Source organism: Streptococcus sp. 1643, assembly GCF_006228325.1.
Classification (GTDB): domain Bacteria; phylum Bacillota; class Bacilli; order Lactobacillales; family Streptococcaceae; genus Streptococcus.
The window spans coordinates 575,698-595,521 of sequence record NZ_CP040231.1; the positions used below are offsets into that span (position 1 = coordinate 575,698).

Here is a 19,824-nt window from a genome sequence, read left to right on the forward strand (position 1 = left end):
TAAGCAGTTAGAGGAGAATTTTGCTATACTGATACTAGTAAGTGGGAAAGGAGCAGAGCATGACCTACACAATCTTAATCGTAGAAGATGAATATCTGGTAAGACAAGGCTTGACCAAGTTGGTCAATGTAGCAGCCTACGATATGGAAATCATCGGTCAGGCTGAAAATGGAAGACAGGCTTGGGACTTGATTCAAAGGCAGGTGCCAGATATCATTTTAACCGATATCAACATGCCTCAGCTGAATGGCATCCAGTTGGCCAGTCTGGTCCGAGAAACCTATCCAGAAGTTCATTTGGTCTTTTTGACTGGCTACGATGATTTTGATTATGCCTTGTCTGCTGTCAAACTAGGTGTCGATGACTACCTGCTCAAGCCCTTTTCTCGTCAGGATATTGAGGAAATGTTGGGGAAAATCAAACAAAAACTAGACAAGGAAGAAAAGGAAGAGCAGTTACAAGATTTACTGACCGATAAGTTTGAAGGAAACATAGCCCAGAGGATCCAGTCTCATCTAGCTGATAGCCAATTCAGTTTAAAGAGCTTGGCCAGTGACTTGGGCTTTAGTCCGACTTATATGAGCTCCTTGATTAAGAAAGAGTTGGGCCTGCCTTTTCAGGATTATTTGGTGAGAGAGCGTGTCAAACAAGCCAAGCTCTTGCTCTTGACAACGGATTTAAAGATTTATGAGATTGCAGAAAAGGTTGGTTTTGAAGATATGAACTACTTTACCCAACGTTTTAAACAGATTGCAGGTGTGACACCTCGTCAGTTTAAGAAGGGGGAAGGCCGATGAAGCGTTCTTCTCTCCTAGTCAGAATGGTTATTTCCATCTTTCTGGTCTTTCTCATTCTCCTAGCTCTGGTTGGGACTTTCTATTATCAATCTAGTTCATCAGCTATTGAGGCTACTATCGAGGGTAATAGCCAAACGACCATTAGCCAAACTAGCCACTTTATTCAGTCTTATATCAAAAAACTAGAAACCACCTCTACCAGTTTGACTCAGCAGAAGGATGTCCTAGCCTATGCTGAGAATCCTAACCAAGTCCAAGCCAAGGGAATCCGAGATCTGTTTTTGACCATCTTAAAGGCAGACCAGGACTTGAAAACGGTGGTACTGGTCACCAAATCCGGTCAGGTTATTTCTACAGATGATAGTGTGCAGATGAAAACCTCCTCTGATATGATGGCTGAGGATTGGTACCAAAAGGCTATTCATCAGGGAGCTAAGCCAGTTTTGACCCCAGCTCGTAAATCAGATAGTCAGTGGGTTATTTCTGTCACTCAAGAACTTGTTGATGCAGAGGGGGCCAATCTTGGCGTACTTCGTTTGGATATTTCCTATGAAACTCTGGAAGCCTATCTCAACCAACTTCAGTTGGGGCAGCAGGGTTTTGCCTTTATCATCAATGAAGACCATGAATTTGTCTACCATCCTAAACGTACTGTCTATAGCTCAGCGAGTGAAATGGAGGCTATGAAACCCTACATCGAGACGGGGCAGGGCTATACGCTGGACCACCAATCCTACGTCAGTCAGGAACAGATTGCAGGGACTGATTGGACGGTTATAGGCGTGTCTTCGTTGGAGAAGTTAGACCAGGTTCGGAGTCAACTCATGTGGACCTTGCTTGCTGCTAGTACTTTATCTCTTCTTGCCTGTCTCTGCTTGGTGTGGTTCAGTCTCAAACGCTGGATTGCCCCTTTGAAGGATCTGAGAGAAACCATGCTGGAAATTGCTTCTGGTACACAAAATCTTCGTGCTAAAGAAGCTGGTGCCTATGAACTGAGAGAAGTGACTCGCCAGTTTAATGCCATGTTGGATCAGATTGATCAGCTGATGGCAGATGTGCGCAGGCAGGAAGAAGCGACCCGGCAGTATGAACTTCAAGCACTGTCGAGCCAGATTAACCCCCATTTCCTCTATAACACCTTGGACACCATCATCTGGATGGCTGAGTTTCAGGATAGTCAGCGAGTGGTTCAGGTGACCAAGTCCTTGGCAACCTATTTCCGCTTGGCGCTCAATCAAGGAAGGGATTTGATTTCTCTTTCTGATGAAATCAATCATGTTCGCCAGTACCTCTTTATCCAGAAACAACGCTATGGTGATAAGCTGGAGTATGAGATTGATGAAGAACCTGACTTTGATAATTTAGTCTTGCCTAAGTTGGTGTTGCAACCTCTTATAGAAAATGCTCTTTACCATGGCATCAAGGAGAAGGAAGGTCAGGGCCATATTAAACTTTCTGTTCAGAGACAGGATACAGGGCTTGTCATCCGCATTGAGGATGATGGTGTTGGTTTCCAAGCTGCTGGCGATAGTAGTCAAAGTCAACTCAAACGTGGGGGAGTTGGCCTTCAAAATGTCGACCAACGACTCAAACTTCATTTTGGAGACAATTACCAGATGAAGATCAATTCTGTACCTTCAAAAGGGACGATAGTTGAAATATACATTAATAAAATAGTAATTAGCTAACTCCCAGTCTATTCTGGGAGTTTTGCTTTTAAAATTCAGAATGATTAGTTGGCCTTGATAAAATCAGTAAAAAAAGATATGATAGATAGTGACAAAAGAGGTATCAAGTATGAAGGAAAAAGACATTCAAAGAGCAACAAGCCAGATTGTAGAAGATGTATTAGAAAAGGCTAATTTGAAGCAAGGAACTATCTTTGTTTTGGGCCTTTCTTCTAGTGAGGTGATAGGTGGTCAGATTGGTAAGGAATCCAGTCAAGAAATTGGGGAAGTCATTGTGAAGACCATTCTAGATATCCTAGAGGAAAAAGGAATTCATCTAGCTGTTCAAGGTTGTGAACATGTCAATCGAGCCCTCGTTGTTGAACGTCAGGTGGCAGAACAGTTTGGTCTTGAAATCGTCAGTGTCCTTCCTACACTTCATGCAGGAGGTTCGGGTCAGTTGGCAGCCTTCAAGTTTATGCGGGATCCAGTTGAGGTTGAATTTATCAAGGCCCATGCTGGATTGGATATCGGAGATACTGCGATTGGCATGCATGTCAAGCATGTTCAGGTTCCAATTCGCCCTCTTTTGAGAGAAATTGGGCATGCCCATGTAACGGCTCTTGCAAGTCGTCCCAAACTAATCGGAGGTGCGCGTGCGCAGTATCCACAAGATTCTATCAGAAAGTCGTGAAATTATTCTTTAGTAACAGAAGAAAAGCAAAAGACAGAGGAAGTAATGGTATAGATACCATTACTTCCTCTGTCTTTTGCTGAATTTTGTGTAAAGTGCTCCAAATAAGACCAGTTTTTACAAGAAGAAGGGGTGCTATCTGATGGAGAATTGCCAAAAAGTAGAAAAAAGAAACTTAGAGAAGCTTTTCCGTTATAGAAATCAGTAAACAAAGCTGGATTTAGCTGTTCTAGGTCGGCTTTTTTGTGCTATACTTAAGATATGCATAGAAAAACAGTGATTGATTTTAGGGCTTTGGGGGAGAGATACACCTTCACTCAGCCTATCAAAGAGTTAAAAACGAGAGATTTATCAGAAGTGGCGGACTTGCTGGCACAGGTGGAGAGCTACCAAGAGCAAGGTTATTATGTGGTGGGCTATGTCAGTTACGAGGCTGCACCTGCATTTGAGGAGAAATTAGCAGTTCATAAAGCTCCTTTACTGGCAGAGTATCTGCTATATTTTACCGTTCACGATAGGGTGGAAACATCCCCTATTCCTCTGACTTATGAAGATGTAGCTTTGCCTTCAAAGTGGCAGGAGCTAACATCTGCAGAGAACTATGAAAAGGCTATTGCCCAGATTCACCATCATTTGCGTCAGGGGGATACCTACCAGGTCAACTACACTGTCCAACTCAAGCAAGATTTAAGTGCCAATCCTTTTGCTATTTACAATCGTATGGTGGTAGAGCAGGAGGCGGGCTACAATGCCTATGTGGAACACGATGAGATGGCAGTGATTTCCATGAGCCCAGAGCTCTTTTTTGAGCAAAATGACCGTGAATTGACAACGCGACCAATGAAGGGAACAACCCAGCGTGGGGTGACTGACCAAGAAGACCTTGCCCAAGCTAGTTGGCTAGAACAAGATCCTAAAAATCGCTCTGAAAATATGATGATTGTGGACCTCTTGCGCAATGACATGAACCGTATTTCTGAGGTGGGGAGTGAGCATGTAGAACGTCTGTGTCAAGTGGAGCAGTATTCAACTGTTTGGCAGATGACTTCAACCATCAAGAGTCAGTTACGACCGGATGTTGACCTAGTTGAAATCTTCCGTTCACTCTTTCCATGCGGTTCCATAACGGGAGCACCGAAAATTGCGACCATGGAAATCATCAAGAACTTGGAGCCCCAACCCAGAGGAGTCTACTGCGGAACGATTGGTCTCTTGCTTCCAAATGGACGACGGATTTTCAATGTCGCCATTCGGACCATTCAACTCTATATGGGCCAAGCTATCTATGGAGTTGGAGGCGGGATTACTTGGGATAGTACTTGGGAGTCTGAATACCGTGAAGTTCATCAAAAGGCGGCTGTACTCTATCGTAAACAACCACGTTTCCAATTGATTACAACTGGGAAAATCAGTCAAAAACAACTGCTTTTTGAAGATCAACATCTGGAAAGACTGACAAAGGCGAGTCGATATTTTGCCTATCCTTTTGATGCAGAAGACTTGAAACAAAAAATAGAGGGAGAGTGTCAGGCTTGTGATGCTAATCAAGACTACCGTTTGAGAATCAGTCTCAACAAGTCTGGAGAAATAGAGCTCAGTCGCCAAATCTTAACACCACTTAGTCCAAAGTTCTGTCAGGCTAAACTCTGCCTGCAAGAAGCTGATTTGCAGCAAGCATTTACCTACTTCAAAACCACTCACAGACCACATTTAAGCCTAGGTAAACAGGAAATCATTTACCATAATGCAGCAGGAGAACTGCTTGAGACCTCTATTGGAAATCTGGTCTTAAAAATTAATGGTAAACTCTACACACCACCCCTCGGTCAAGGAATTTTACCAGGTATCTACCGCCAGCATTTGTTGGAAACAGGACAGGTAGAGGAAAAAGTTCTGACTTTGGCAGACTTGAACCAAGCGGAAACTATCTATGGCTGTAACGCAGTGAGAAAATTGTATGAGTTGGAAGTGAATTCTAAATAAATTTCATAAATTAAAAAATATAATGGATATGTTGAATTGTTGAATTAAGTTTGATAAAATAAAAAGAAAACGATGTCATTTTATTAGGAGGAAATGATGAAAAAAACAATTTTGCTGAAAGTGATTCTTACTGTTTTTCCAATTTTAGGTTTGTTTGCTCAACCGGTTAGTGCAGAAGAAAATATTCATTTTTCTAGTTGTAAAGAAGCATGGGAAAATGGTTATTCTGATATCCATAGAGGAGAGCCTGGATATTCTTCAAGACTAGACAAAGATGGTGATGGGATAGCTTGTGAACGTGCAAATGCACCTCGGGAAGTCTTTAAACCACGCCAGTCTAGTCCACAAAATAGAGTTTCTTCTAGTGGATGGGTTAAGCAGGACGGATATTGGTATTATTATTCTGACAATGGTAATCCAGTAACAAATTCTTGGAAAGGAGATTACTATCTCAAATCAGATGGGACAATGGCTCAGAGTGAGTGGATATATGACTCATATTACAAAGGATGGTATTATCTCAAATCGGATGGTTCATATGCACGAAACACATGGATAGGAAGTTACTACCTTAAACAAAACGGAAAGATGGCTCAAAGTGAATGGATTTATGATTCATCATACCAAGCTTGGTATTATTTGAAATCAGATGGATCCTATGCACAAAATGCTTGGCAAGGCGCTTTTTATCTCAAAGCGAACGGTAAAATGGCACAAGGTGAGTGGATTTATGACTCTTCTTATCAATCTTGGTACTACTTGAAATCAGATGGTTCATACGCTCGTAATACTTGGCAAGGAAATTACTATTTGAAATCAGATGGTAAAATGGCAAAGAATGAGCAAGTTGATGGTGGCAGATACTACGTAGATGGTTCTGGTCTTTGGAAACCATAAATCAGAATAATTTCTAGGAAGTTAATGCAAACCTTTGCACAAAATGGACGATTTTGTTATACTATATCTGTAAGCATTTTCAATTAAAAAGGAGAAGACGATGAGTCAAAAGATTATAGGGATTGACCTTGGTGGAACATCTGTCAAGTTTGCAATTTTAACTCAAGAGGGAGAAATCCAAGAAAAATGGTCTATCAAGACTAATATTTTGGATGAAGGAAGCCATATTGTAGATGATATGATCGAGTCTATTCAACATCGTTTGGACTTGCTTGGATTGTCAGCCACAGACTTCCGAGGGATTGGGATGGGATCACCTGGTGTGGTTGACCGTGAAAAAGGAACTGTTATTGGTGCCTACAACCTAAACTGGAAAACCCTTCAACCAATTAAAGAAAAGATTGAAAAAGCCTTGGGGATTCCATTCTTCATCGATAATGATGCCAACGTGGCGGCTCTTGGTGAGCGCTGGATGGGGGCTGGTGACAACCAACCGGACGTTGTCTTTATGACACTTGGTACAGGTGTTGGTGGTGGTATCGTGGCAGAAGGCAAATTGCTCCACGGTGTTGCTGGTGCTGCTGGTGAGCTTGGTCATATCACTGTTGACTTTGACCAACCAATCGCATGTACCTGTGGTAAAAAAGGCTGTCTTGAGACAGTTGCTTCTGCAACAGGGATTGTCAACTTGACTCGTCGTTATGCAGATGAATACGAAGGCGATGCGGCTTTGAAACGCTTGATCGACGACGGTGAAGAAGTAACAGCCAAAACTGTCTTTGACCTTGCAAAAGAAGGGGACGACCTTGCCTTGATCGTTTACCGTAACTTCTCACGTTACTTGGGTATCGCGTGTGCTAACATAGGATCAATCCTAAACCCATCAACAATCGTTATCGGTGGTGGTGTATCAGCTGCGGGAGAATTCCTTCTACAAGGTGTTCAAAAAGTCTACGACGAAAACACCTTCCCACAAGTACGCACAACAACTAAACTAGCTCTTGCAACTCTAGGAAATGACGCTGGAGTGATTGGAGCAGCATCACTTGTATTGCAATAAGATCATAAAAGGAGGAAAAACACTACTTTAAAGCCAGTGATTTTCCTCCTTTCTTTTTTTATGCTATACTAGTTAGGACAATAAATGAGGTGAGAGTAAATGACAAAAGCTGATACGATTTTTAAAGAGAATATTGAACGAATCCTCAAAGACGGTGTCTTTTCTGAGCAGGCTCGTCCCAAGTACAAGGATGGGACTGTTGCCAACTCCAAGTACGTAACGGGTGCCTTTGCGGAGTATGATTTGTCTAAGGGGGAATTTCCCATCACAACCTTGCGTCCCATTGCAATCAAATCTGCCATCAAGGAAGTACTCTGGATTTACCAAGATCAGTCTAATAGCCTAGAAGTGCTGAATAGCAAGTACAATGTTCACTACTGGAATGACTGGGAAGTGGGAGATACGGGAACCATCGGTGAACGCTATGGGGCAGTCGTTAAGAAACACGACATCATCAACAAGATTCTCAAGCAGTTAGAAGCCAACCCTTGGAACCGCCGCAATATCATCTCGCTCTGGGATTACCAAGCTTTTGAGGAGACAGATGGTCTTCTTCCATGCGCCTTTCAGACCATGTTTGATGTCCGTCGGGTTGATGGGGACATCTATCTGGATGCGACCTTGACCCAGCGTTCTAATGATATGTTGGTGGCTCACCACATTAACGCCATGCAGTATGTGGCTCTTCAAATGATGATTGCTAAACACTTTGGCTGGAAGGTTGGGAAGTTTTTCTATTTTATCAACAACCTTCATATCTACGATAATCAATTTGAACAAGCTCAGGAATTGCTCCGCCGTGAGCCGTCAAACTGCCAACCTCGTTTGGTCTTGAATGTACCAGATAAGACTAATTTCTTTGACATCAAAGCCGAGGACTTTGAGTTGGTTGACTATGATCCGGTTAAGCCACAGCTGAAGTTTGATTTGGCTATTTAAGAAAAATGTAAATATCCTTCTATGACTAACACCTCATAAGTTAGACAGAAAAATCTAACTTATGAGGTGTTTTCTTATGTTGTAATTTATGAGGATAAAGTTCAAATTTATAATCTGCAAAAGTAGGCTTTTCGTCAACTGTAGTGGTCTAGCGAAAAGCCTTTTTAAGACAGGTATAGGAGTCATTGTGCTGACTATAGTTAAACTTTTTCGGACTAAGCATATCCTTCTGTCTGCTAGGACGAGTGTAAGGAGAGATAGGAGTGATGTCTTAATTCAGTAAGAACTTAAGTTTAATGGGAGTTTTGTAACTGGAATTCGCGATAATGTAAGAAAGTTTGATGTTTTCTATCTAGCTAAAGAGGGCAGGCAATACCTGACTGTTACGTACATTACCTGCCTCCAAACTATAAGCCTGCGCTCAGCAGTACTTATCGCTGAGCAGTCTAGGCAAAACTCTCCTTAGAAATTAAGATTATCCAACTCCGATAATAATAATTCCTTCTAGTAAAAAGAGTAGGAGTGGTAATATTTTTTGTTTTTTCATGTGTAATCCTCACTTTTGTTTTTTTTTTATTATATGTTATTATTGGGGTGAATAAAATATATTCCCATATATGCGTGATGGAGGTTCAGAATGAAAAATTTTGGAGAAATTTTTAAAAAGTTTAGAGAATCAAGAGGATTGCGGTTAAAGGATCTCACGAAGGCTGGTATATCAACATCTCAGCTTTCACGTTTCGAAAAAGGAGAAACGGATTTAACCATTTCAAAGTTTATACATATTCTAAATGAAATTAACATGCCAATTGATGAATTTATGTATGCCGTTCATGATTTTCATCGTGATGAACTAAATGAACTATTAGCTCAGGTTAGGAAATGTGTAACGACTCGCGACATTGAAGGGATGAAGAGATTGTTGATATCTCAAATGGAAAATGAAGGAAAACGAGAGAAATTTCATCATATAAATACCATTTTAGTTAAAATTCGCCTTCAGGATTTATCGGGAGAAAAATACTATAATGAAACAGATTTGGATGATTTAACCGATTATCTATTTGGTGTTGAATATTGGGGATATTATGAATTGTTGATTTTCATGAATACTTTGGATGTTCTAAAACATGATGTTTTTATGGTTTTAGCAAGAGAAATGTCTAGACGATCAGATTTTTATAAAGAAATTCCTATTAATCGACGCCTGATTTCAACCATGTTGCTTAATGCTTATATTACCTGTATTGAAAAGAAAAAGTTTATGGATGCTTTGTATTTTGAAAAACAATTGAAACAATGCTTTTTTATCGAGACAGAAATTTATGAAAGACTCATTTTTCTCTATGCTCAAAACCTTTATCGCTATCAAAAAAACGGAAATAAGATTGCAATTATTGAAATGAAAAAATGTATTGGAGCAATAAAATTAGCAGGCAGTAACCACTTAGCAAAGATTTATGAAGGACATTTAAAAAAAGTTTTAGGGGAGGACAGTCGTCAAGCAGATATGGGAAAGAAATTTTGACTGAACTATTGAATGATATAATCATATCATCAAATAAAGGAGGACAATAAAATGGATAATCTCAAAATTATCGATATGGAAGAATTACTAGCCAATAAATCAGCCTATGTTATTCATGATTGCGGCCCTAGTCATTCTTGTGGTGGAGGTCGGTAACGACTATCTTATTTTTATTGTGAGAGGGATTTTTATTCCCTCTCTATGTTATATAGGGGGAATAATTATGTTAAAAGCATTTATTACAGAATCCGATACTCTTTATTTTAATTCTGAAACCTTTACTTTATCAACTTCAATAGATGATTTGAATAATAATATCAAAAAAGAAAACGATTATAATATTTTAAAAAAAGTAGTAATCAATATTTCAAATAACTGTAATCTTTCATGTACATACTGCTATGCTGATGGTGGTAATTACGGAATGATGAATCAACTGATGAATATTGATACAGCAGATAAAATTATTGATCAGCTAGTCTCTCGCAGAATTCAATGTATAAAGAGATTAATCCTTTTTGGAGGCGAGCCGTTTTTAAATATTGATTTGTTTGTTTATATTATTGAAAAGCTATCTAAAAATATTGAGATTCAAAAAATTGAAACTGTGACAAATGGTACCATCCTAAATAAGAAAGTTGAAATGATGATTAACAATTATCATCCTTTTTTAACAGTTAGCCTTGATGGCCCACAATTGATTCACGATAAGTTAAGAGGCAAGGGAAGTCATAGACGAACATTGAATTTTATTCAGTATTTAAAAGAAATAGATTACGAAAATTTTGAAGTCGCTTCTACTTACACGCGGATGCATCAAATACTTGGATTTCAAAAAGGGGATATCTATAGATATTTTACTGATATGGGTGTTAGATTTAATATCAATAATGTATTTAGCAAAAATAAAATTCTAATAGTTAAAGAAATGGAAATGACTGAAGAAAATAGAAAAACATTTATCGATCAGTCATTCGAAGATATTATCAATAATAATGTTAAAAACTACATTAGCCCGATTGTTTATGATGTGCTACTTTCAATGATTTTTAAAAGTAAGATAGAATCGTTTTGTGATGATATTGATCCAGAAACAACAATAACATTTGATGTTGATGGATCAACTAAATCTTGCTTTAGATTTTGGGGGACCCATAGCAGTGATAAAGTTACACAATTCAATAATAAGGATAACTTTTCTAAGTGTAAAGATTGTTGGTGTAGAGGAATGTGCATGGAATGTGTCGCAAATATGATTGATGGCTATTCATCAATTATTTCTGAAGAAGGAAAATTTATTGAGTGTAAAAAACAAGATTTAATGGAATACTGTATTTATAAAATTATTGAATTGAGTAAGGATAAAGAGCGTTTAACAAAATTAGTTAACAATTTTGAAAGGTTCATTAGATATGCTTAAAAAGTTCATCACAAAAAAACATTTGGTGCTCTATTTTATTTTCATTGCTATTACGTGGTTAGAGGCTATCATCACACCAACCTTGGTATCGATGATTATAGCCAGTTTTGAGAAGAAGATTCTGGATGATTTATGGATAGCCCTTACTGTAGGTATAATTGGTAATTTATTTATTCTTATTGGATTGGCTGGGAAAAGGTATTATTATGCCAAGTTAGTAGCAGATTTCACTTGGATCATGAAATATAAATTGTTTGAGCATTTTCTATATAATAAAAATAGTAAAAAAGAGGATATCCTATCCAATCTTGAAAACGATGTCAAACAATTAGAAACGTCTTATCTCGAACCAGCAGTCATTATTATTTCCTCAGTTGGTTTTACAATAGTTTCCATTGTATATGCATTGACAACAAATTTTTGGTTGGGCTGGATATTTATCTTTTTTTACTCTATGCCTGCACTCTGTAGTGGTATAGGTAGTAAAAAATTAGCCCTTATTTCTGAGGAAAAAGCGACGTCGAATCAGGAGTACTTGTCTCAGACAACGAATATCATTGGTGGAGAGAGTGTGATTAAAAATTACGGTGCTATGGATTTCTTCTATTCTCTTTTCAGAAGAGCCTTGTCGAAGAGAATTGATCAGGACATTCGTTATGAACAACAACGTACGATTAATAATATTCTCATTAATAGTATTGACGCATTTTGTTCGGTAGTTCCCATCATTATCGGTGGTATAATGACTTATTATAATTATTTGTCAGGAGCTAGTTTTGTTGCAATTTATCTAGTATCTCATAACATAGGCTATCAATTCAATGAATTGTCATATTTTATCAATACCTATAAATCAAGCAAGCAGCTTAGGAATCGTTATGATTTTCTACTTCAAGATGCGATTATACAAACAGATGACCTGTCTTCAACATCACTTTTTCCTATCTTAGTTGATTGCGTCAGTTTAAGTTTTGAAGATAATATACTTTTTGAAAATCTATCATTTGAAATTAAAAAAGGAGAAAAAATTGCTCTAATAGGTGCAAGTGGTTGTGGTAAGTCAACCTTACTTAACCTCATCTATGGGCAACTATCTCCAGATTTGGGGAAGGTGACTTATGCTGGTCAGATCTTAAATCAAGAGCAAGTTGCCAAATCAGCTTCTTATATTTTACAAGATTCCTATATTTTTGATGGTTTATCACTTGAGGAGAATATTACCCTTGGAGAGTCGATGGATAATATAAAGATGGACCTGATTCTTAATCGAGTAAATCTAGAATTTTTAAAGGGACATCTTCTTTATGGAAATCATCTTTCTGGTGGGGAAAAGCAACGTATAGAAATCGCTCGCAGTTTGTATCATAATAGTGATCTGATTTTGGCAGACGAGGTTAAAGCCAATCTTGATAAAGTGAATTCAAAACAAATTTCAAATATCTTATTAACCCTTCCACAAACCTTGGTTGAGGTAATCCACCATTATGATGAGGAGACACTTGCACAATACGACAAAGTAATTAATTTGTCTCAGTGACAATCAATAAAAAGAGGAAAGTATGTCTCGTTCATTTGTAAAATTATTAGTACGCGAATTGTTTGCATTTGGATGACAGTTAACATCATTGTGTATATATACGTTATTACAAAATCTGATATTGTAAATTTAATAGATTCAATATTGCCTTTTTATGAATAATATAAGTAAAGAATAGTAGCAAACATATTTAATTTACACCTCAATCATGAAATTTTCTGTCTAACTTTCGTAATATAGATTCATACTTTATTTATCAATTCGATTTCTACTTTTTAATTATAAAGTATGGGTTAAAAGTCGTCGAAATCAAAAAACACATAGTATCAGTTTTTTGAATACCTGATACTATGTGTTTTATTGTGGAAATATTTATTGGGCATTCTCCTCAAATTAAGTTTATCCCCAACTTCTTTTGTTGCTTAATGTGATACGCGACGGCGAGCTGCTTTTTTACGGTTTTCTTCGATGAAAGCTGCTTTTTGCTCTTCTGGCTCAATCACTTTCTTTTTAATTGCGTATACTGCACCTGCAACGGCAGCGACAGTTCCTGCGACACCTGTTACAAGACCTTTAGCGAATCCTTTAGCCATGAGTCTTCCTCCTTTATCTTTCCGATCAGCCAGGCTCCTTAAGTGGTAGCATTTTTCTGACTTAACTTTTTGTGATATAATAATAGTAACGAAAAAATGGAAATTTTTCAAGGAAAAAAGATGAAAACAAAAATAATTGTGATTGTTGGACCGACTGCTGTTGGGAAAACAGCCCTTGCTATTGAAGTAGCTAAGCGCTTTGGTGGAGAGGTGGTCAGCGGTGACAGTCAGCAAGTATACAGAAGGCTAGATATTGGGACGGCCAAGGCTAGCCCAGAGGAGCAAGCAGCTGTTCCTCATCATTTGATTGATGTCAGAGAGGTGACCGAGTCTTACTCGGCTTTTGATTTTGTTTCAGAAGCTAAGAAGGCTATTGAGAATATTCAAAGCCGTGGCAAGCTAGCCATTATCGCTGGTGGGACTGGGCTTTATATCCAGAGCTTGTTAGAAGGCTACCATCTAGGTGGGGAAACACCTCATGAGGAGATTGTAGCTTATCGGGCTAGTTTGGAGCCTTATTCAGATGAGGAATTAGCCCATCTTGTGGAGCAAGCAGGTCTTGAAATTCCCCAGTTTAACCGTCGTCGTGCTATGCGTGCCTTGGAGATTGCCCATTTTGGTCAGGATTTGGAAAATCAGGAAAGTCCTTATGAACCTTTGATTATCTGCTTGGATGATGAACGCAGTCAGCTTTATGAACGTATCAATCGCCGAGTAGATCTGATGTTTGAGGCTGGGCTTTTGGATGAGGCCAAGTGGCTCTTTGACCATTATCCAGATGTGCAGGCAGCTAAAGGCATTGGTTACAAGGAACTCTTTCCTTATTTCCGTGGGGAGCAGACTTTAGAGGAAGCAAGTGAGAGTCTCAAGCAGGCGACTCGTCGTTTTGCTAAGCGTCAGTTGACCTGGTTCCGTAATCGCATGCAGGTCACCTTTTATCAGATCGGAGAGTCTGGCGTGAAGGACCGCATTCTAAGTCAGATTGAGGAGTTTTTACATGATTGAAACAGAGAAAAAAGAGGAACGAGTCCTGCTAATTGGTGTTGAGCTACAAGGCATGGATAATTTTGACCTCTCCATGGAAGAGCTGGCCAGTCTGGCTAAGACTGCTGGAGCAGTCGTTGTAGATAGCTACAGGCAAAAACGTGAAAAGTATGACTCCAAGACTTTTGTCGGATCTGGTAAGTTGGAAGAAATTGCGCTCATGGTGGATGCTGAGGAAATTACTACTGTCATTGTCAACAACCGTCTGACACCACGGCAAAATGTCAATCTAGAGGAAGTTCTGGGTGTCAAGGTCATTGACCGTATGCAGTTGATTTTGGATATCTTTGCTATGCGGGCTCGAAGCCATGAAGGGAAACTCCAAGTCCACCTAGCCCAGCTCAAATATCTCTTGCCTCGCTTGGTTGGTCAGGGGATAATGCTCAGCCGTCAGGCAGGGGGAATTGGTTCCCGTGGTCCAGGTGAGAGTCAGTTGGAACTGAACCGTCGTAGTGTTCGCAATCAAATCACAGATATCGAACTCCAGCTCAAGGTGGTAGAGAAAAATCGGGCGACAGTCAGAGAAAAACGCTTGGAGTCAAGCACCTTTAAGATTGGCTTGATTGGCTACACCAATGCTGGGAAATCAACTATCATGAACAGCTTAACCAGTAAGACCCAGTACGAAGCAGACGAGCTGTTTGCGACCCTGGATGCGACGACAAAGAGTATCCATCTTGGGGGCAATCTTCAGGTTACCTTGACTGATACGGTTGGTTTTATCCAGAATTTGCCAACTGAATTGGTGTCCAGTTTCAAGTCAACTTTGGAAGAAAGCAAGCATGTGGATCTTTTGGTTCATGTCATCGATGCCAGCAATCCTTATCACGAGGAGCATGAAAAAACGGTTCTGTCTATCATGAAAGACTTGGATATGGAGGATATTCCTCGCTTGACTCTTTACAATAAAGCGGATTTGGTGGAGGATTTTACGCCTACTCAAACGCCGTATGCCCTCATTTCTGCCAAGTCTGAGGATAGTCGTGAGCAGTTGCAGGCTTTATTTTTAGAAAAAATCAAGGAGATTTTTGAAGCCTTTACTCTACGGGTGCCTTTTTCTAAGTCCTACAAGATTCATGATTTGGAAAGTGTAGCGATTCTTGAAGATCGTGACTACCAAGATGATGGAGAAGTGATTACAGGCTACATTTCCGAGAAAAACAAATGGAGGTTAGAGGAATTTTATGACTGATATTAAAACCTTGGCTCTAAAGTATGGGGGTTATACAAGTTTGGATAAGGTCTATCTGGATCAACTTCTAGCTGGCAAAACAGAGCAAGAGCAGTTGGCTCTCATCACACCTCCTCCGAGTGTAGTCAATGCCTACTTTGCTGAACTCTACCAGAAAAAGAGTCCTGAAGCTGCGACGGATTATTTTTTAGAAGTCAGTCATGAACTGAATCTCTACAATGCTGATCCAAGTTTCACCTTTGAAAATAAGCCTTTTATTCGTCTTAATTTATCTGGCAAATCTTTTGGATTTTGCTATGAGAGTGAAGGACTGGGAAGGATATTCTCAGAAACTGAGGAAGCAATCACAGCTGACTTGCTCTTTGAAATTGCTCAGATTTTCCCTCATCAGTTGGTCTTTGAAGAGTCTGGAAAGATTTACTTGAAGTCTGTCGGGGACGAGGAAGTTGTTAGCGTAAAAAGTCTCACAGCTTTGACTGATTTGGAAAGTTTAGCTGATGGTCGCAAACGTCTCAAAGGTTATAGTCAAGACGATTTGCTTCAAGAGTCTAAAGCTTTTACTGGCAAACGCTATTTCCGATCGGAAAATCGCACAGCCATGTTATATATTGATTAATTAGAAAGTATCGAATGGATATTCAATTTTTAGGAACAGGGGCTGGTCAGCCCTCTAAAGCCCGCAACGTTTCAAGTCTCGCCCTGAAACTCTTGGACGAGATTAACGAAGTCTGGCTTTTTGACTGTGGAGAAGGAACGCAAAATCGTATTCTGGAAACCACGATTCGACCACGTAAGGTCAGCAAAATCTTTATCACCCACCTGCATGGAGACCATATCTTTGGCTTGCCAGGATTCCTTTCTAGCCGTGCTTTTCAAGCTAATGAAGAGCAGACAGATTTGGACATTTATGGACCACAAGGGATCAAGTCCTTTGTTTTAACCAGCCTTCGTGTGTCAGGTTCTCGTCTGCCTTACCGCATTCATTTTCATGAGTTTGACCAAGATTCTCTAGGGAAAATCCTTGAGACCGATAAATTCACAGTGTATGCAGAGGAGCTGGACCACACTATTTTCTGCGTTGGTTATCGTGTCATGCAAAAGGATCTAGAAGGGACCTTGGATGCTGAAAAACTCAAGGCAGCTGGTGTTCCATTTGGCCCGCTTTTTGGAAAAATCAAAAACGGTCAGGACGTTGTCCTAGAAGACGGCACTAAAATCAAGGCTGCTGATTATATCTCAGCGCCACGTCCAGGTAAGATTATCACCATTCTGGGTGATACCCGAAAAACCAATGCCAGTGTGCGTCTAGCTGTCAATGCCGATGTCTTGGTTCACGAGTCGACTTATGGTAAGGGAGATGAAAAAATTGCTCGTAATCACGGTCACTCAACCAATATGCAGGCAGCACAAGTAGCAGCAGAAGCAGGTGCCAAACGCCTCCTACTAAATCATATCAGTGCTCGTTTCCTCTCAAAAGATATCAGTCAGCTCAAGAAAGATGCGGCCACTGTTTTTGAAAATGTCCATGTGGTTAAAGACTTGGAAGAAGTGGAAATTTAAGTGCTACAGAAAGGAAGAAACATGCGAACGATTCTCATTACAGGTGCTAGCGGTGGCTTAGCCCAAGAAATGGTCAAACTTTTGCCAAATGACCAACTCATTCTACTTGGTAGAAATAAGGGAAAATTAGCTCAACTCTACGGAAATCATTCTCAGGCAGAATTAGTTGAGATTGATATTACCGATGACCAAGCCCTAGAAACTTTAGTGGCTGACCTCTACCTCCGCTATGGCAAGATTGATGTTTTGATAAACAACGCTGGTTACGGAATTTTTGAAGAATTTGACAAGATTTCTGACAAAGACATTCACCAGATGTTTGAGGTCAATACCTTTGCCCTGATGAACTTGTCTCGTCTTATTGCTCGTCATATGAAGGAGAGCCGAAAAGGGCATATCATTAATATCGTTAGCATGGCAGGCTTGATAGCTACAGGGAAATCCAGTCTCTACTCAGCGACCAAGTTTGCGGCTATTGGATTTTCAAATGCATTACGCCTCGAACTCATTCCCTATGGAGTCTATGTAACTACGGTCAATCCAGGACCAATCCGAACTGGATTTTTTGACCAAGCAGATCCAGATGGAAGCTACCTTAAGTCGGTTAACCGCTTTCTCTTAGAACCAGATGCAGTGGCTAGAAAGATTGTCAAAACCATAGGAAAAAACAAACGGGAACTCAATCTTCCTTTTTTGCTCAATTTAGCTCACAAATTTTATAGCCTCTTTCCCAAGTTAGCCGATAAGTTGGCTGGGGAAACCTTTAATTATAAGTAAAAAAGCTATTCCTTTAATGAATAGTTTTTTGATTTAATTTCTTGAAAGAAGAGTGTTTTAAAGTTAAAAATCAAGCTTATTCGTGCCTATTCATAGCTTTTAGGGTATAATACAAATAAAAGAGTTCTAGAAGATACTTAGAGTACAATCTAGGTACAAAAAGATAGAATCATGGATACAGGAGTAAAAAATGGCAAAAAAGAAAAGAGTTACCTTACCCAAGGACTTTAATGAACTACTAACTGATGGAAATATTGACCAATTAAAGTCCGTATATGATAAGTGTGAGTTAACTGCACATGATGGAAGATTTAGCTTATGTACACCTCTGCATATGGGAGGAGTCCCGGATGAATTGGTTATTTGGCTTGTCGAACAGGGCTTAGATATCAATATCCCTGATTATTATGGAGCAACTCCTTTGTATCGTCAGGCAACCATGGGAAGAGAGACTGTAAAACTCTTGCTCGAATTGGGTGCAGATGTTGAAAAAACCAATACTTATGGCAATACACCCTTGCATGTGGCAGCTGAGTTTTTCATCCTAAGACCGTTGCGCTTCTCTTAGAAAAGGGAGCAAAGGTCAACCCTAAGAATGATAGGGGACAAACTCCACTAGACTCCGTTCTCACTGTCTGTCGGGGAATCTATATTGCCCAAACAGCTGAAATCGCTGCAATGCTTCTGGATGCTGGTGCTAAGAAAACACCAGCTATGAAAGAAAAGGTCGAAAATATTGGTAAGGATTTTGAATTTCATAGAGAAGGAATCAATCCCGACTATCTAGAAGCAGCAGATAAAGGTTTAGCCATACTTTATCGTTTGTTTGATGTCAAGCCGGTAGCCAAACGAATAACCCACGATGGAGTTTCTCCGATTCTCGTAAAAGAAGGTAGCTGGGAGGAGCAATATGAGGAACTATGGTCTTTCTTGATTCCTTCAAGTGGAGCAGCCAAAACTGTTCAGGGAGAAGTTATCCGTATACCAGGTCGAGTCCGAGATGAACTGGATCGCAATGGTGGGGTCAACTGGGACAGGGACTATAGAAAAATGCTTCAGGCTCTCCCTCAATACTTGTCTCTAGGAAACTCTCTTTCAGAACAAGAATTAGAAGAAAGCAAGCAAGTTATTGCGCAAATCCATAGTAAAGAAAGCGATGATGAAGCCAGTCTAGATCGTCTGTGTCAGCTAGCTCTTATATGGATTAAGCAAAATCCCGAGCCGATACCCCTAGAAAAGCCAAGTTATAAGAGGTAAATGGAAATTAAATCCAGTTAAAAATATATGATGGATTTATTCAACTATTTATCCAAGTATTGCAATTTAAACCGTAAAAAGTATACTAGAACCAGCGATTATTAAAACGTTTGCTTAAAATGATAGTAGACTATTTAGGAGATAAAATATGGAATTGACAGCCATTTATCATAGACCAGAATCAGAATACGCTTATCTTTACAAAGAAGATCAGCTACATATCCGAATTAGAACGTAGAAAAATGATGTTCAGAAGGTTATTCTGCATTATGGAGATCCATTTATTTTCATTGAGGATAAGTATGAAGCTAAGAAAGAAATGACCAAAGTAACTTCAGACGCCTTACTTGATTATTGGCAGGTTACGGTCTCTGTTGATTTTTTACGCATTCAGTATCTCTTTGAACTCCTTGATAAAGAGGGTAAGGGTATTTTTATGTAGATAAGGAACATACTCAAGAAAACTTGGATGCTGAAGGAAATGGCTTTAAACTTCCTTATGTTCACGAAATTGATGGATGTCAGGTTCCTAGTTGGGTTTCAAATACCGTGTGGTATCAGATTTTCCCAGAACGCTTTGCTAATGGAAATCCTCATTTGACGTCAGATGGGAGCTACCTCAAGTCTGTTGACCGATTTCTCTTAGAACCAGATGTAGTCGCTAGAAAAATTGTCAAAATCATAGGAAAAAACAAACGGGAACTCAATCTCCCAGTTTTGTTGAATCTAGCCCATAAGTTTTATACCCTCTTTCCCAAGCTAGCCGATAAGTTGGCAGGGGAGACTTTTAATTATAAGTAAAAAAGGTTCCTTTTGTTTTATGATATTTTACTGAGTGACAAGAAATGTTTGTTTTTTTGTTCTAAATCTACATTCACT

Annotated in this window: 16 protein-coding genes and 3 pseudogenes; 18 read left to right on the forward strand and 1 reads right to left on the reverse strand. The window is 39.4% G+C overall.

What is annotated here, in order from left to right; genetic code table 11:
- The first annotated feature begins 59 nt into the window (after positions 1–59).
- The 10 genes from FD735_RS03175 (at position 60) to FD735_RS03220 (ending at position 12,522) form a co-directional block, all read left to right on the forward strand.
- Positions 60–797 (forward strand): response regulator transcription factor, encoded by a 738-nt coding sequence (locus tag FD735_RS03175; RefSeq protein WP_139658450.1) that lies wholly within the window; start codon positions 60–62, stop codon positions 795–797.
- Entirely contained in the window at positions 794–2,485 is a 1,692-nt protein-coding gene (locus tag FD735_RS03180; protein ID WP_139658451.1) for a sensor histidine kinase, read from the forward strand. Before FD735_RS03175 ends, FD735_RS03180 begins: the two co-directional genes overlap by 4 nt.
- Before the next feature lie 109 nt (positions 2,486–2,594).
- Positions 2,595–3,158 carry a TIGR01440 family protein gene (locus tag FD735_RS03185; protein ID WP_049505343.1) on the forward strand — a complete coding sequence of 188 codons (564 nt, stop codon included), beginning with the start codon at positions 2,595–2,597 and terminating at the stop codon, positions 3,156–3,158.
- Between the two features lie 261 nt (positions 3,159–3,419).
- Positions 3,420–5,141 carry an aminodeoxychorismate synthase component I gene (pabB, locus tag FD735_RS03190; RefSeq protein WP_139658452.1) on the forward strand — a complete coding sequence of 574 codons (1,722 nt, stop codon included), beginning with the start codon at positions 3,420–3,422 and terminating at the stop codon, positions 5,139–5,141.
- 96 nt (positions 5,142–5,237) lie between these two features.
- Complete coding sequence (locus tag FD735_RS03195; protein WP_139658453.1) at positions 5,238–6,038, forward strand: excalibur calcium-binding domain-containing protein; 801 nt, start codon at positions 5,238–5,240, stop codon at positions 6,036–6,038.
- A 100-nt stretch (positions 6,039–6,138) separates the two neighbouring features.
- The gene (locus tag FD735_RS03200) at positions 6,139–7,098 is read left to right on the forward strand and encodes an ROK family glucokinase (RefSeq protein WP_000078589.1); all 960 of its coding nucleotides are present in this window, start codon (positions 6,139–6,141) and stop codon (positions 7,096–7,098) included.
- Between the two features lie 99 nt (positions 7,099–7,197).
- A complete protein-coding gene (locus FD735_RS03205) occupies positions 7,198–8,037 on the forward strand; it encodes a thymidylate synthase (protein ID WP_139658454.1) in 840 nt (279 codons plus the stop codon).
- A 637-nt stretch (positions 8,038–8,674) separates the two neighbouring features.
- On the forward strand, positions 8,675–9,565 hold the full coding sequence (locus FD735_RS03210) for a helix-turn-helix domain-containing protein (RefSeq protein WP_045616868.1): 891 nt from the start codon (positions 8,675–8,677) through the stop codon (positions 9,563–9,565).
- Positions 9,566–9,788: 223 nt separating this feature from the next.
- Positions 9,789–10,985, forward strand: a complete 1,197-nt coding sequence (locus FD735_RS03215; protein WP_000909921.1) for a radical SAM protein — start codon at positions 9,789–9,791, stop codon at positions 10,983–10,985.
- Positions 10,978–12,522 carry an ABC transporter ATP-binding protein gene (locus tag FD735_RS03220; RefSeq protein WP_000913380.1) on the forward strand — a complete coding sequence of 515 codons (1,545 nt, stop codon included), beginning with the start codon at positions 10,978–10,980 and terminating at the stop codon, positions 12,520–12,522. The genes FD735_RS03215 and FD735_RS03220 overlap by 8 nt, the downstream gene beginning before the upstream one ends.
- A 422-nt stretch (positions 12,523–12,944) precedes the next feature.
- On the opposite strand, the gene FD735_RS03225 is transcribed toward FD735_RS03220, so the two are convergent.
- Positions 12,945–13,115: a DUF3042 family protein gene (locus FD735_RS03225; protein WP_001051782.1), complete on the reverse strand. Its 171-nt coding sequence runs from the start codon at positions 13,113–13,115 to the stop codon at positions 12,945–12,947.
- A gap of 120 nt (positions 13,116–13,235) precedes the next feature.
- Here FD735_RS03225 and miaA point away from each other — a divergent pair, with 120 nt between their 5' ends.
- From miaA to FD735_RS09810, 8 genes and pseudogenes are all read left to right on the forward strand, one after another.
- Entirely contained in the window at positions 13,236–14,120 is an 885-nt protein-coding gene (gene miaA / locus FD735_RS03230) for a tRNA (adenosine(37)-N6)-dimethylallyltransferase MiaA (RefSeq protein ID WP_084855937.1), read from the forward strand.
- A complete protein-coding gene (gene hflX, locus FD735_RS03235) occupies positions 14,113–15,351 on the forward strand; it encodes a GTPase HflX (RefSeq protein ID WP_139658455.1) in 1,239 nt (412 codons plus the stop codon). Before miaA ends, hflX begins: the two co-directional genes overlap by 8 nt.
- Positions 15,344–15,967: a cystathionine beta-lyase gene (locus FD735_RS03240; protein WP_139658456.1), complete on the forward strand. Its 624-nt coding sequence runs from the start codon at positions 15,344–15,346 to the stop codon at positions 15,965–15,967. The genes hflX and FD735_RS03240 overlap by 8 nt, the downstream gene beginning before the upstream one ends.
- Before the next feature lie 14 nt (positions 15,968–15,981).
- The gene (gene rnz, locus FD735_RS03245; RefSeq protein WP_139658457.1) at positions 15,982–16,911 is read left to right on the forward strand and encodes a ribonuclease Z; all 930 of its coding nucleotides are present in this window, start codon (positions 15,982–15,984) and stop codon (positions 16,909–16,911) included.
- 21 nt (positions 16,912–16,932) lie between these two features.
- The gene (locus tag FD735_RS03250) at positions 16,933–17,688 is read left to right on the forward strand and encodes an SDR family oxidoreductase (protein WP_139658458.1); all 756 of its coding nucleotides are present in this window, start codon (positions 16,933–16,935) and stop codon (positions 17,686–17,688) included.
- A gap of 190 nt (positions 17,689–17,878) precedes the next feature.
- Positions 17,879–18,945: pseudogene (locus FD735_RS03255) on the forward strand (ankyrin repeat domain-containing protein).
- A gap of 148 nt (positions 18,946–19,093) precedes the next feature.
- Positions 19,094–19,560, forward strand: a pseudogene (locus tag FD735_RS03260) (alpha amylase N-terminal ig-like domain-containing protein); the annotation flags it as partial.
- A pseudogene (locus FD735_RS09810) lies at positions 19,552–19,746 on the forward strand (short-chain dehydrogenase); the annotation flags it as partial. The pseudogenes FD735_RS03260 and FD735_RS09810, both read left to right, overlap by 9 nt.
- Between the last annotated feature and the right edge of the window lie 78 nt (positions 19,747–19,824).